Genomic DNA, 14,409 nt, shown 5'->3' with positions numbered 1-14,409 from the left:
GCAAAAAGTTCGCCCGCCTGATCCGCGACGAAAAGTATGAAGAGGCCGTCGAGATCGCGCGTGAACAAGTCGAGAACGGGGCCACCATCATCGACGTCAACTTTGACGAAGGGATGCTCGATGGTGTCGAAGCGATGACCCGCTTTCTGCGTTTGATCGCCGGGGATCACGTCGCCGCATCGGTTCCCGTGATGATCGACAGCAGCAAATGGGAGGTGATCGAAGCGGGGCTACGCAACGTGCAGGGCAAAGCGATCGTCAATTCGATCTCATTGAAGGACGGCGAAACCGAGTTCCTGCGTCGGGCCACCTTGGTGCGTCAGTACGGTGCCGCCGCCGTCGTGATGGCCTTTGACGAACAGGGCCAGGCTGCCGACGAAGAAAGCAAGGTTCGGATCTGCAAACGGGCCTACGACCTGTTGACCGAAAAGCTGCACTTTCCCACCGAAGACATCATCTTCGACCCCAACATTTTGACGATCGCCACGGGGATGGACGAGCACAACAACTATGCCGTCGATTTCATCAACGCCGTGCGGCGAATCAAACAGGTGTGTCCCGGCGCGAAGACCAGCGGCGGCGTTAGCAACATCAGTTTCAGCTTTCGCGGCAACGATCCGGTCCGCGAAGCCATCCACAGCGCTTTCTTGTACCATGCCGTCGACGCCGGGCTGGACATGGGAATTGTCAACGCCGGTCAGTTGGAAATCTACGAGCAAATCCCCAAAGACTTGCTCGAACGCGTCGAAGACGTGCTGCTCAATCGCCGCCCGGACGCGACCGAGCGGATGCTGGAATTCGCCGAGACGGTCAAGGGCGATGGAAAGAAAAAGTCGGGCGAAGACCTGGCTTGGCGGGACGCCCCGGTGGCTCAGCGGATGACGCACGCGCTGGTCAAGGGCATCGATAAATACATCGTCCAGGATACCGAGGACGCCCGCCAGCATTTTGATCGCTGCATCCAAGTGATCGAAGGCCCGTTGATGGACGGGATGAAAGTCGTCGGTGATCTGTTCGGCGCCGGCAAGATGTTTTTGCCCCAAGTCGTCAAGTCGGCCCGCGTGATGAAGAAAGCCGTCGCCTACCTGGAACCCTTCATGGAGGAAGAGAAACGGTTGGCGGGAACATTGCACGAAGCGGCTCGCGGCAAGTTTCTGATCGCGACGGTCAAGGGTGACGTGCACGACATCGGCAAGAATATCGTGGGCGTCGTGTTGCAATGCAACAACTATGAAGTCATCGACTTGGGCGTGATGGTCTCCGCCGAAACGATTCTCCAGGAAGCGGCCAAGCAGAACGTCGACATGATCGGGCTGAGCGGCTTGATCACGCCGTCGCTGGATGAAATGACACACGTCGCTCGCGAGATGAAACGTACCGGGATGACGATGCCGCTGTTGATCGGTGGCGCGACGACCAGTGCCAAGCACACCGCCGTCAAAATCGCTCCGGCCTACGACGGTCCCGTGGTGCACGTGCTCGATGCCAGCCGCAGCGTGAACGTCGTCGAACGCTTGCTCAGCGACGGTCGTGACGCATTCGTCGCCGAGAATGTCTCGACGCAAAAGAAGCTGGCCGACAGCTTCCGCGATCGCAAGCAGAAACTCGTGCCCTATGCGGAAGCCCTTGAAAAACGATTCGTCACCGATTGGGATTCCGTCGCCATCGATGCGCCGTCGTTCACCGGCACCCGCGTCCTGCGAGACATTCCGCTAGAACAGATTCGATCCTACATCGACTGGTCTCCGTTTTTCAGCACGTGGGAATTGAAGGGCAAGTTTCCTAAAATCTTTGATGACCAGGTGGTCGGGGCGCAAGCCCGAGAACTCTACGAGGACGCGAACCGTTTGATCGACGAGATCATCGCCGACCAGTCACTGACCGCCAACGCTGTTTACGGGTTTTGGCCAGCCGCCAGCGATGGCGACGACGTGATTCTGTTCACCGACTCGACTCGGAAGCATGAATTGACGCGGCTGCATTTCTTGCGACAACAGTGGGAACGCAAGGGGCAAAAGGACTTTCGCTCACTGGCCGACTACGTCGCACCGCGGGACTCTGGCCGCGAGGATTTCCTCGGTGGCTTCGCCGTCACCGCCGGCATCGGAGCGATGGAGCTGGCGATGAAATACAAAGCCGAACTCGATGATTACAAAGCGATCATGGTGCAAGCGGTTGCCGATCGATTCGCCGAGGCACTGGCGGAAATGCTGCATCAACGCGCACGCGGCGACTGGGGATTCGGCCAAACCGAAGGCCTGTCCCAGGAAGACTTGATCGCGGAAAAGTACCGCGGCATCCGACCTGCCGCCGGCTATCCCGCGTGTCCCGATCACACCGAAAAACGTACGCTGTTCGACTTGTTGGACGCCGAGAAAAATACCGGAATTGAGCTGACCAGCAGTTTCGCCATGACGCCCGGCGCCAGCGTCAGTGGCCTGTATTTCGGTCATCCCGAGGCGCGTTACTTCACCGTCGAGCGGATGACCCGTGACCAGATCGAGGCCTACGCCAAACGCAAAGGCAAACCGATCGAAGAGATCGAACGCTGGCTGGGGCCGAATCTAGCCTACTGAGGCTCCGCGGCGTCAACTCAGGTTGACGCGGAACCCCGCGTTGACGCGATTTCCGGCTCCATTGCGTGGAAAGACTCATTGGTATGCGAAATGCTTCAATGGCAATGACCTCGTGTCGCCAGGAAGGTGTTCCGTCTTTTCCCCAATGAAGTGGTCTCGATCATGTTCACGCACAACCCAGAGCATGCGGTTCCTCGTCAGCACGACGACTCAACCGGTCACGGCGAACCTCACGTTGCCTCCACCTCTCTTGAAATGATGTTTGGGCAATTAGTGTTGATCGCCCTCTTCGCTCTCGCAATCGTGCTGCGCACGTTGTCTTAAAGGCGGGGCAAACATCGACGTCGGTCCTTCGCCGCGGTGCGCCCTCTGTCTCTTGGACTCTGTCTCTTGGACTCTGGCCCTCGGACTCTGGCCCTCGGACTCTGTCCCTTGGAATCTACCCTAACACACCATCATGACCTCTCGAATTGTTTCCGTCACCCGAACCGACTTACAACAACTACGCAAGCTTTTGCAAAGCGAGTTTGCGTGTGCGCTCAGTGGCGGCAGGTCTCATCTGGCGGATCTGGACAAGGCACTGGACTGCACCACCGTGGTCGAGCCGGAGGAGATGTCGCCGGACGTGGTGACGATGAACTCGACGGTCGAATTGCGCGACATGGATTCAAATGATGCGGAAACCTACACCTTGGTGTATCCGCACGAAGCATGCATTGCCGAAGGGAAACTCTCGATTCTGTCGCCGCTGGGCGCGGAGATTTTTGGACGCCGGATCGGCCAGAGCGTGACCTTGCCCCTGCTGAATCGAAAAACGCAAAAGCGAGTCGAACGAATTTATTTTCAACCTGAACGGGCCGGAGCGCTCCACTATTACTAGCTGAGCTTCAATCCGACGATCCCCGCGATGATCAACGCCATGCAGACGATGCGCATCGCGGAGACGGGTTCGGCAAACAAAAGAATCCCTAACGTGGCCGTCCCGATCGCTCCGATGCCGGTCCAAATCGCATAGCCGGTGCCGATCGGAATTTCTTTCACCGCCAGTGCCAAGCAATAGAAACTGGCGACCATGGTCACCAGGGTCAGCACGCTCGGCCAAAATCGTGACCAGCCTTCGGTGTATTTCAAACCGATCGCCCAACCGATTTCTAAACAGCCGGCGATCAGCAAATAGATCCATGCCATAACGGGATGAGGTTACCAGGTTGTCAAAACTTCTTCGGCCGCCGATCGTCCCCCGTGAGTCTCGCTGATCTTCACGAACATGATCTTGCCCGTATCATCAAGGACGATGGTGGTCGGAAAGACGGTCTCATGGGGGGCGTTCCAACGCACTCCGTATGCATTGGTCAACGAGTCGCCGGGATCAAGCAACAACGTTAGCGGTTTGGGCGACGTCGTGCCATGCAGGAAATCGTCGGCATGCCGGTCGATTTGTCTTCATCAACTTATACCTCAGTCACGACAGATCGGGAAAGACGACGTCGCCATCGGGCAATGAACGTCGCCAATCTCACGCTGATTGCTAAATCGATGTCCTGTCCGCCAAAGATGGCGCACCGGTCGGCACACCTCTTGCCGGTTCTGTCCCTCGAACCCTTCGTGTAGATTGATCGCGCGGCCGGCGACACCCGCGCCGGGAATCAACAACGTCAGAGGCGTGTTCGGCAACCACCGTTGGTTCAGATCATCAAGGACAACAGTTCGTCGACAGAGACCGTTGCGAAGGTCGTCGCGTAGTCCGACATGGCATAGGGAAGCACCAGCTGTCCGTTGTGGATCACGCTGCCGCAACTGTAGACGACGTTCGGGACATAGCCTTCGCGTTCATTTTCGTTTGGCGTCAACAGTGGCTCTCTTAAGCGACCGATCACACGTGACGGATCATCCAAGTCCAGTAGGATCACGCCGATGCAATACTTACGCATTGGCCCGACACCATGCGTGAGCACCAGCCATCCCGCGTCCGTCTCGATGGGCGAACCACAATTCCCCATCTGCACAAACTCCCAAGGGTACGTGGGCTTCACGATCATCTGTTTGGTGTGCCAGAAATGCAGCATGTCGGAATACATCAAGAACAGATGCTCGCCGTCTTGCCGAGACACCATGGCATACCGGCCGTTAATCTTTCGCGGGAACATGGCCAGCCCCTTGTCGACGATGGCTGGACCATTGAGCGTGTGCATTTTGAAATGCAGGAAGTCTTGTGTCTCGAGTAATTGGGGCAACACCATTTTTCCGTCATACGCGGTGTAGGTCGCGTAGTAGCGCCAGTCCCCATTCTCTTCTTGAAATTGGACAAAGCGGGCATCTTCAACCCCATTGGTTTCGGTTGGGCCGAACGGGAAAATCAGGCGTTCGGACAGATCGTGTTGGGGCAGATAGGTGATTTCATAGTTTGACTTTGCGAGCATGACGACCTGTTCAACGGTTGTCGCCAATTCGCGGCGGCGGGCCCCATACGCACGCATGCCAAGATTCAGCGCGTTTTCCAGTTGGCTCAAATTGAATTCGTCCCCCAGGCCGGCAAACACCGAGTCTGTGAAGGGGCTCTCCAACGCGAGTTCGATCAACTTGCGAAGAAAGAGTTCTTTTTCATACAGAGCGTCGGGCACAAATTCGGGCGTCGTCACGTAACCGGTCGGTTCATCGATGGACAATCGGTTCTCGGCATCAATGACTCCTGATCGAAATGTGACAGATGAAATATGTCCTTCACCGACCGCGCGCAGACTCAGCACGAAACGTCGCGAACCGTCGGCAAGGTTGGACTGGTCGGGGTGCCACACGATCGATGGATTGAACAACGCCGCCGATTCCAACGCGTACTCTTGCGTGAAGTAGGCGCCGAGCAAGAGCTGACGGTTTTCACTCATCGGAGCGTCGGTCAACAGGTACCGACGGATGGCCTCGAAACGGCTCAGGAAGAATTCGCGCGGCCGTTGATGTCGTCCATGAAACTCCTTCAATACAAGATTCAATTGCGCATCGACTTGCTCTTCGGACAGCGTCGACACACGTGCGATGATCCGAAGTTTTCGGCCCGCATCGGGCATCTCGAACGGTCGCAACACGACCCGTCGGTTGTTGGGCGAAAGGACGATTCCTGTTCGTTTAACGAGCATAGGTGCTGCTTACGGGGGCGTGGTGGGGACGCTGCACAGTGGCGGCAGCGCGACGGGGCGTTCGCAATGTTGGCGATGATCCCTCGAGTCGTTGCATCTCAGCCAGTGAGAGCAGGAAAGCGAGCGTCGATTCCGCACCTTGGTTTTGATTGACCTGATGCTCCGCCAACCCGTCGTAGCAACCGCCCGTTGACGCGTTGTAGATGGGTAACCCGTGGTCGTTGCGTCCCAGGAACCAGTCAAATGCCAGGTGTGCTTGCTCGCGCCAGAATGGATCTTTGGCGACATCAAAGGCCTCGATCGCGGCGGACACCATCGCGTGGGCTTCGATCGGCTGTTGGTCATAGATTGCGGTCGGCACACCTTGGCGACAGAACCCGTTGCACCCGATCGGACGGAACCTGCCCTCGGGAGAGCGTTGTTTCTCGCATAACCAACGGAGTGATTCGATACCGATCTGCGTCACACGCGGATTCTCACCCCAACACCCACTGCGAATCAAAGCCTGGGAGAGCCGGGCGTTGTTGTAAGACGCGACATCTTCAAACCACGGCCAATCGTCTGTGGCGGTTCGGTCGTACAGGTCGACGAGTTTTTCGGCCAATCGTTGACCGGTCTGACTGACGGCGCGGTCACCGCTCATGCGACGCAGGTATTCGTGAATCCCCAGCAATGCCAGCGCCCAGGTGCGTGGCGAAGTGGTGTCTTCACAAGCGGGCAATGCCTTGGCAAACAAGTCCATCGCCCAGGTCTGAAAGCCCAGCCTTCGGGACCGACCGACACAAGTGCCCAGTGCCCAGACCGCGCGGCCTTGTGAATCGTCTGAACCGTCTCGTTCCAGCCAGCGCCGATCGAAGCTCATGAAGTTGCGAAAGCGGCCGCTCGTTCGATCGAAGGCATAATTCAGAAACGCCGCGTACGTCGATGCCAAGGCGTGCAATTCTGGAGTGTCTTTGCCCAGTTCCTCGAGCAAGATCGTCAAGATGAACGCCCTGGCGTTGTCATCGGTGCAGTAGCCTTCATGATGGTTGGGAATGGAGTAACAGGCGTGCTGAATGATTCCGGCCGAATCACTCATGCGATGCAGGTGTTCCAGATTGATTCGCGGCAGATCCAGCGGCTGCTCATCCAATGTTCGCACCGCCAGGGGGCTGCGTTCGCTTCCGAAGTTCGCCTGAGCATCACGGAAAGATTGCAGATAGAGTTCCGCCACATGATCCCAGAGCATCTCGCGGCCCAAGAGGTGGGCTCGATCACGCATCGTCTGTCGCCGCTCGTCATCGCTTAGCAGAGCGATCACTTCTCGGCCAATGGCGTCCGGATCGGCAAACGGAACGAGTACTCCCCGGCCGTCGGCGAGCAATTCTTCGGCATGCCAATAGGGTGTCGAAATGACGGCTTGTCCGCAACCGAACGCATAGGCAAGCGTCCCCGAGACGGCTTGGGCCACGTTCAGATACGGCGTGATGTAAAGATCCGCGGCGCCGATGAAATTAGTCAACTCGTCCAGTTCGACAAAACGATTGTAAAAACTGACGTTCTTGGTGATCCCTAAGTCTTTTGCCATCCGCTCCAGGCTGATCCGATACTGTTCGCCTTCGCTGCGTTTCAAACTGGGATGTGTCGCCCCGAGAATCAAATAGATGAAATCGGGGAACTTCTTCGTGACCTCGGGAATCGCCTTCAGGACGTACTCGATGCCCTTGTTCGGAGAGAGCAGCCCAAACGTCAACGCGACCTGTTTGCCTGCCACGCCAAACTGTTCTTTGAATTCACTGGAATTTGCATACGGTGCGTCGGGAATGCCGTGGGCGATCAAATCGACCTTGCTTTCGGGGACGGCATAGGTCTCACAGAGCGTTTCGCGACTTCGCTCCGTCATTACCACCAGCCGGGTGGAAAGCTTGGTCAGCTGATCCATGACCTGCCGCTGGGTGGCGTCGGGTTCGGACAAAACCGTGTGCAGTGTCGTGACGACCGGAATCCGTATGTCACGCAAAAAAGTCAGAATGTGGCTTCCACCGGGGCCCCCGAAAATGCCGAATTCGTGTTGTAGCGAGACCACATCGACGTTGCTGAAGTTCAAGAAATCGGCGGCACAACGGTAGGCGTCAATCTCCTGTTCGGGAATTTGAAAACTCACTTCCGACTCATAGTCGTAGCCTTCTGCAATGTCGTCCACAGGCACCACCACACAGGTTGCCGACGAAGCATCGGCAACCGCGCTTCGTAAATCGTGAGTGAACGTGGCAATGCCGCACTTGCGCGGCAGATAATCGCCGACAAAAGCGATTCTGGTGAGGGCCGAGTTGGCCATGGGAAACTCCTCGGGGGGGGCGGATGACGAGATCACTGAAGTGATTTCAAAATATCCTGTTTGGAAAAATCGACGACGCCGATCGCAGTGTCGGCCGCGCCGTAGTAAACGCTCATTCGGTCATCGCTTTGGTCAAGACTTGCGGGGATCATGGCCGTCGGGAAGACGACGTTGGGTACGAAACCGTTTCGCTCGTACTCAGCCATAGGAGCCATCATCGGTTGGCCGGAGCGTGCCAGCACCCGGGACGGATCGTCTCGATCCAATAGCAATGCCCCGACCGAATATTCGCCGACGCGACCGTCGCGCTGAGTCCGTCGGCTGCCGTGATAAAGATGCAACCAACCTTCGTCGATCAACATCGGGGGCGTCCCGCCACCGACTCGATCGCCTTCCCAACATTGTTCTCCGCCACACAGGCTCTGGTGCTCACCCCAATGCAGCAAGTCGGGAGATCGGGCAATCCAAATTTGTGGCGGACTGAAATGTGAATTCGGGTTCGGGCGATGCAGGGCCACGTATTGTCCATCGACCTGTCGTGGAAACAGAACGACATCTTTATTTTCAGGACAAAAAATCAATCCGTGCCGTTTGAAGGTCAGCATGTCCTCGCTGGAAATCAGTGCGGTTGCCGCTCCCTGTCGCGAAACGGCCACGTACGTGATCCAATACGTCTGATCGATCTTCGTAATTCGTGCGTCTTCCATGCCGAATTCCTCGATCGCCATTTCCGGCAACAGTGCAGGTCCAGGCAACCAGCCATCGGAGCTTCCGTCTCGCTGGCGCAACACACGCAGAGACGAGACCGACGTCAGTCGCAACCGACCATTGGATTTGAGTTGACCGACGCGGGGATCGATTGCTCCGAAGTCCGCTTCACCCACCCAGTCGATGACACAGGTTCCGTCGGGTTCCCACCGCGGCAATCCCATCAGTCCGGGACGTTTCTCACGAGGCCTTTCTGCGACCCGCACGAGCATGACCACGTCATTTTCGATCCGGACGACACCCGGATTGAAGACACCGATCACTTCGAGATCAGCTCGCGACGGCGCCAGCTGAGCCGGGCAAAGCAGTCGCGATTGGGAAAGCCGTGGAATCATTGAACCTCCACGGATTGCTGAGACACGGGGCCCGGGGATTCGCTCGATGACGGGTCCACACCGAATGATGCCGTCAAGAGTTGGCGAACTTCCGCAGGGCTTCGACATTGAAGCGCGAGTTCGGCGAGCTGAGTCACCTGACAGCAGTCAATTCCGCGGATCGCCCGACGGGTTGCCGCGGCACGAATTGGGCCAAGGCTCAGTTCACGGATACCGAGACCCACGAGCAGGCGGGCAAAGTCGGCGTCTGCCGCCTCTTCGCCGCAAACACAAACCGGCCGACTCCACTGTTGACTCGACTGGACGATTTGTTTGATCGCGCGCAGCACTGCCGGGTGCATCGCGGTGCAATCGTCCGTCCCCGCGGACAAATCACGATCGGCTGCCAACATATACTGAGTCAAATCGTTGGTGCCGATTGCGACAAAGTCTGCCAGCTCAAGGATCTCATCCAAGGCGAACAATGCCGCAGGTGTTTCAATCATGGCTCCAACGGGAGGTCGACGCAGCACGTCAAGTTGCTTCACGGCACGATCAACGGCCTCGATCGCCAACGAAAAATCGTGACTCCCGATCACCATCGGAAACAAGATCCGGACGTCCGCGGTCTGCGCGATGTGTACAATCGCTCGCAATTGAGCGTCAAGCAGATTCTTCTCCGACAACGAGAATCGCAGTCCGCGCAGATGCAGACTTGAGCGATTTCTCAGCCGATCCAATGACAGGAAGGGTGGAAGTTTTTCGCCGCCGAGATCGAAGGTTCGAATCACCATCGGCAAACCGGCCAACTGATTTGCCATTTCGCCATAGACTTCCAATTGCAAGTCGAAGCTCGGACGGGTGTAGGAGTCGATGAACAAGAACTCGGTACGAAACAGTCCGATGCCGGCCAAGTGATGTTCTGCGATCTGATCGACTTCGACCGGCAATCCGACGTTGCCCAGCAGTGAAATCTCGACGCCGTCCTGGGTCTTACACGGCTGTTCTTCCTCGGACGCCAGTGATGCAATGAGCCGCTCGTGTGCGAGCTGACGAACCGAGAACTCCGCCTTATCGGATTCCGATGGCTGAATCCCAACGGTTCCAGACAAGCCATCGACAAGCAACGTTTCGCCAGACGAAATCAGTTTGGTCACGTCCGTGATGCCCGAAATTGCCGGGATTCCCAACGCCGCGGCGACGATCGCCGTGTGGCTGAACTTGCCTCCGTATTCGGAAACGATCGCGACCACACCGCTATTGACAAGCCCGACCGCTTCGGAAGGGAGCAGTTCGCGGGCCACGATCACGGATCCCGGTGGCACCAAATCAAAGCTGTACTGGATCCCCTCGGTCAAATTGCGAGTCATCCGCTGGCCGACGTCGCGGACGTCTTGTTCGCGTTGGCGAAGGTACTCGTTGTCAAGATTCTGCAAACGGCTGATCCAATCGCGGATGACTGAATCAAGCGCCAGTTCCACGTTGACGAGGTCGCATCCGATCTGCTGCTTGACGGTCGCTGCGATCTCAGCAGCCATCGTGGCATGTGCAGACAACAACGCCGCGGCGTCGACGAGCTGCGGGTCTCCGCCGACGACTTGTGTGGCAATCGTCAATTCACGATTGGACCGCTCAAGTGCCTTATCGATTCGATCGCATTCAGACTGCACATCACCGTGGCGAATATCACGTTCCGACTCGCACAGCAACGTTCGTTGAATTTCATAGTCGTAAACGACCGCAGTCCCCACGGCTAAACCGGGTGAAATGGGCCTCCCCTCCAATGATTTCATTCGTTTTTCCTGTTCGTTCTTCGAATGATGTGCTTCGACCGTTTTCTCGCTGCTTGCAACCTTCGCCAACGCGCTAGATGCGCGGGCGGATGCGGGCAAAACTCTTGATGTTTTTCCAGCAATGTTGCGACCATGAGAGGAGGTTGCCCCGCTCTTGAGGCAACTTCAATCCTGCGACAAACGCGTCAATTTTCTTCTCCGCCGTCGCTTTGTCGTCTCCGTATCGCTGTTCGAACAGCTTGACAAATGACTCTCGACCGCCAGAGATCATGGCGAGGTCATCGTTTGTGAACTTGCCCCACTTGAGCTTGATTTGCTGGCTGACGGACAGCCAATCGCGTGTCACTTGATCCCAATTCATCTGTGTTGCTCCTGACTTGTTTTTCTAAAACGATTGTTTACGATGTGCTTTGCGTTTCCACTGATCTGCTCGTCTCGTCCAAGCCTGGCGAAGCCTTCTCGACGCGGTACGCCTTTGCATCGCCATCGAGCGTCAGCCGGAACGAGACACTCACCTGATTCGCGTTTTGTTGCTGGGCTTGCAGGACGCAGTCCACGGTTGCCGCATTCAATGGAGATTGCTGCGGTCCGGTCGCATCGATCACGACCAGGTGGATGACATCGCTGGATTCGGTGATTTGGTTCTTCAGGTAGCCTTTCACCAACGGGTAGGGTGTTAATGCGAGTTTGCTGTTGGCGATAAACAGGTCATACGGTTGCTTGTCCGAGAACCCATAAATTGCCACGCATTGGGGACCTGAATCCGGGGCGATGAGTTTGGGTGCGAGACGTTGCTTGCCGTCGAGCAAGACATAGCACGGCGTGTTGGCTTGGAGCGCATTCATGATTGAAACCCTGTTCTGTCGTTTCTCGATTGGTTGCATTTTCGTTTTAGGCCCCACGGGACGTTGCCCACATGCGGGGCGAGACGACCCGGTAGGCGTACAGCAACAGGACGGCGCCACCGGTTGCAATCACCAAGCTGCGAACGTCAAAACCGGTCACGCTTCCAAAGCCAAACGCCGTTCCGATCATCCCGCCGACGATCGCACCCGCAATACCGATCAGCGTCGTGACGATGAGTCCACCAGGATCGGCCCCCGGCATGATCCACTTGGCGAGGATTCCGGCTAAAAGTCCCATTGCAATCCACAGTAGAATTCCCATGACAGCCTCCTAAAGGCGTTCGGAATAGCGTCATTCGATTTCGCGACCCGAGTCAAGGTTGACCGGGTCGGTGAATGACCAGCATTCAATCAGTATTTCATCGTCAATCTGTTTCAGCTGAGTCTGGACAATCGTCCTGCGCCGGCGGATGGAAACCGTCGTCATCGGCGCGTTCGATCGATGCTCGATCACTGCCTTTGTACGCTTCGATTTCAGGGGTCAGCAAATACACATGCACCATCGCACCGGACCGAAAGGTATGGGTGATCATGCCGGTACCCGCATCAAGTGCTGCGGTTGCTTCTCGCACATCCCGACCGGTGATTGTCTTGATTTTCTGTTGCATCGGGTCGGATGAACTGGCGAACAACTGACGATGAAACTCTTGGACCTGTGCGAGGCCCTGCGTTGTACGGACCAAGGCCTGCTCGGCCGGTGTGAGGGCACCTTCCATCGTCACGACCAACGTGTTCTCGTTGAGGACCGCGCTGACGGACGTCGGAGCAACTCCCGTTCTGTTCTGCTGTAGCGTTTTCGCGATCAGGGCGATCGTTTGCGTCATGGTCGACGTGGCTTGATCCATGGTGTCTCTTCCTGTACCACGTGGACATGGTTGGTTTCAGGTATTCTGAAATTGAATCCTGCGCATAAAAAAAGCCGATGGGGTAGAACACACACGAAGGTGTTCTGCCACATCGGCTTACTTTTTAACGAGCCCTCTTGGAATCCCATTGGCTGGGGAATGCCAGATTGCTCTTTATCTTGTCGTCCGGATTGCTGAAGAGAGAAATCGGCTAAACCGTTCCCTCAACGAATTCATCCTACGCCGACTGATGGAAAAGACAAGGGCGTACCCCTGACTTTGCATCAGCCGTCCGGTTTCAGCTTGATGAAAACGCCTTGAAAGACCAGAGGGCTCGCGCCCAATGCCACTTACTTTGGCACTGAATGAGTTAGCGGAACGGCGCGAGCCGTCCGGTTTGAACTTGAAAGACCGGAGGGCTCGCGCCCTGCCGCTAACAAAAGTCCCCCGTTTGACGTCAAAGTAAGTGGCATTGGGCTGGCCGCCCTACCGCTGCTAAATGCCCCACAGCCTTGATGACCAATGGTGATGTCAGATTTCTTCGGAAAACGATCCGCTGCGGCGTTGCCCGCCAGGAGTGTGGTAAATTGGCTACTCTCGCATCGTTTGACCGTACGTTCGCCAATGAGGTGATGAAAAACGGAGCGAGGTAAACAATTGATCGTTGAACTGGAACGGGTCGGTGAAAACACACGGAGAAATCGAAGCCGCCGTCTGCAAAGGGATGTCCCATTTCGAGCAGGAGTACATGGGACGGGGGCCGAAGGACATTCGCGCCCATCTGATCGGCGATCTGCTCGTTGTTCGCTTGCAAGGTGTCTTGACCGCGGCCGAGCAACATTTGGTGACCACGCTGCCGGCTGAAAAAGGGCGGGACCTGCTGAAGCAGGTCCGAACCCAATTGATCGAGACGGCGCGCCCGACCTTGGAGTTGGTGATTCACGAGATCACCGGCATCAAGCCTGTTAGCCTGCATCACGATATCAGTACGCATACCGGCGAAGAGATCGTCGTCTTCACCCTCGAACAGGCGCCCGCCTGTCGCGAGTCGAAAAGGAAATAGGGAAACAGCTTCGTCGATTTCCTCAAACAGGTCACTGCTTCTGCAACGGCAGCATCGCCTCGGCGAGTGCTTTGCCGAAACGGATGAAGGTCTTGCCGCTTCCCAGGTAATGGTATTCGGCGTTGGATGCGCAGCGATCCCAAGTACGCTGCTCCTGCGCGGTCAGTTCACCGTCGCCGAATCCGTACCGGTCGCATTCGGCTTGAAACTGCTCCGGCGTCATCTGACCCTGCTTGACCCGCTGCTTCCAATTGCCGGTCAGCCGCCGTTTCCAGTAGATGTCGCTCAGCCCGAGTTCGTAATACGGTCCGCTGTCGACCGAGACGACGTTGCTGCGATAGCGTGCCGCGACCTTCTGGTCGTATTGCTCGACGGCTGCGAACTGGGCCTTGCGAAAGTCACTGACTGGCAACCCTTTGTCAAATTTCCGACGGTCAGGGTCCGTGCCGTAGACTCCCAAGATGCCCACGATGAACGGCAGCGTCGGCGTATCAAACTCCTGGCGGACATCGCGGATGAAATGGATCATGTTCTCGGTGTATTGATCGATGTGATGTCGATTGCACATGTCATTCCAGCCCTGGAACCAGACGAAACCGGCAAGTTCATAGCCCTGGCTTGCATCGTACGTCGGCACCAACTTCGTGAGACCCTCGGTGTCCCGGAGCGTCGACTGCACGAACCGGATCATTTCGCG

14 protein-coding genes are annotated in these 14,409 nt (G+C 56.8%); 3 read left to right on the top strand and 11 right to left on the bottom strand.

Annotation, left to right across the window (positions count from 1 at the left end; translation table 11 throughout):
* Together metH and ABX749_RS05445 are read left to right on the top strand one after the other, a co-directional pair.
* A partial coding sequence (metH, locus tag ABX749_RS05450) for a methionine synthase (protein WP_372895101.1) occupies positions 1–2,576 on the top strand: 2,576 nt, incomplete at its 5' end.
* A gap of 457 nt (positions 2,577–3,033) precedes the next feature.
* On the top strand, positions 3,034–3,456 hold the full coding sequence (locus tag ABX749_RS05445; RefSeq protein ID WP_145212775.1) for a GreA/GreB family elongation factor: 423 nt from the start codon (positions 3,034–3,036) through the stop codon (positions 3,454–3,456).
* Here ABX749_RS05445 and sugE read toward each other — a convergent pair.
* The 10 genes from sugE to ABX749_RS05395 form a co-directional block, all read right to left on the bottom strand.
* Positions 3,453–3,764 (bottom strand): quaternary ammonium compound efflux SMR transporter SugE, encoded by a 312-nt coding sequence (sugE, locus tag ABX749_RS05440; protein ID WP_145212772.1) that lies wholly within the window; start codon positions 3,762–3,764, stop codon positions 3,453–3,455. The two genes, ABX749_RS05445 and sugE, sit on opposite strands and share 4 nt — an antisense overlap.
* Before the next feature lie 12 nt (positions 3,765–3,776).
* Positions 3,777–3,956, bottom strand: coding sequence for a redoxin family protein (locus tag ABX749_RS05435; RefSeq protein ID WP_372895100.1), 180 nt, complete (start codon positions 3,954–3,956; stop codon positions 3,777–3,779).
* Between the two features lie 305 nt (positions 3,957–4,261).
* Entirely contained in the window at positions 4,262–5,656 is a 1,395-nt protein-coding gene (locus ABX749_RS05430; protein ID WP_372895099.1) for a glycoside hydrolase family 130 protein, read from the bottom strand.
* Positions 5,657–5,696: 40 nt separating this feature from the next.
* Positions 5,697–8,024 (bottom strand): glycosyltransferase family 4 protein, encoded by a 2,328-nt coding sequence (locus ABX749_RS05425; RefSeq protein ID WP_372895098.1) that lies wholly within the window; start codon positions 8,022–8,024, stop codon positions 5,697–5,699.
* Positions 8,025–8,056: 32 nt separating this feature from the next.
* Complete coding sequence (locus ABX749_RS05420) at positions 8,057–9,127, bottom strand: glycoside hydrolase family 130 protein (RefSeq protein WP_145212763.1); 1,071 nt, start codon at positions 9,125–9,127, stop codon at positions 8,057–8,059.
* Positions 9,124–10,899, bottom strand: coding sequence for a phosphoenolpyruvate--protein phosphotransferase (ptsP, locus tag ABX749_RS05415; RefSeq protein ID WP_372895097.1), 1,776 nt, complete (start codon positions 10,897–10,899; stop codon positions 9,124–9,126). The genes ABX749_RS05420 and ptsP overlap by 4 nt, the downstream gene beginning before the upstream one ends.
* 73 nt (positions 10,900–10,972) lie before the next feature.
* Positions 10,973–11,260, bottom strand: a complete 288-nt coding sequence (locus ABX749_RS05410) for a hypothetical protein (RefSeq protein WP_372895096.1) — start codon at positions 11,258–11,260, stop codon at positions 10,973–10,975.
* 37 nt (positions 11,261–11,297) lie between these two features.
* Positions 11,298–11,744 (bottom strand): hypothetical protein, encoded by a 447-nt coding sequence (locus tag ABX749_RS05405; protein ID WP_372895095.1) that lies wholly within the window; start codon positions 11,742–11,744, stop codon positions 11,298–11,300.
* 46 nt (positions 11,745–11,790) lie between these two features.
* Entirely contained in the window at positions 11,791–12,042 is a 252-nt protein-coding gene (locus ABX749_RS05400; RefSeq protein WP_372895094.1) for a GlsB/YeaQ/YmgE family stress response membrane protein, read from the bottom strand.
* Between the two features lie 127 nt (positions 12,043–12,169).
* Positions 12,170–12,649 (bottom strand): Na-translocating system protein MpsC family protein, encoded by a 480-nt coding sequence (locus ABX749_RS05395; protein WP_372895093.1) that lies wholly within the window; start codon positions 12,647–12,649, stop codon positions 12,170–12,172.
* Between the two features lie 682 nt (positions 12,650–13,331).
* Between ABX749_RS05395 and ABX749_RS05390 the strand changes: the two genes are divergently transcribed.
* Entirely contained in the window at positions 13,332–13,712 is a 381-nt protein-coding gene (locus tag ABX749_RS05390; protein WP_095741932.1) for a DUF2294 domain-containing protein, read from the top strand.
* A gap of 31 nt (positions 13,713–13,743) precedes the next feature.
* Here the strand turns inward: ABX749_RS05390 and ABX749_RS05385 are convergent.
* Positions 13,744–14,409, bottom strand: a 666-nt coding sequence (locus ABX749_RS05385; protein ID WP_372895092.1) for a sialate O-acetylesterase, incomplete at its 5' end; no start/stop codon positions are given.

This window comes from Stieleria sp., from assembly GCF_041595215.1.
Lineage (GTDB): Bacteria > Planctomycetota > Planctomycetia > Pirellulales > Pirellulaceae > Stieleria > Stieleria magnilauensis.
This window is presented reverse-complemented; position numbering and strand designations above follow the sequence as displayed.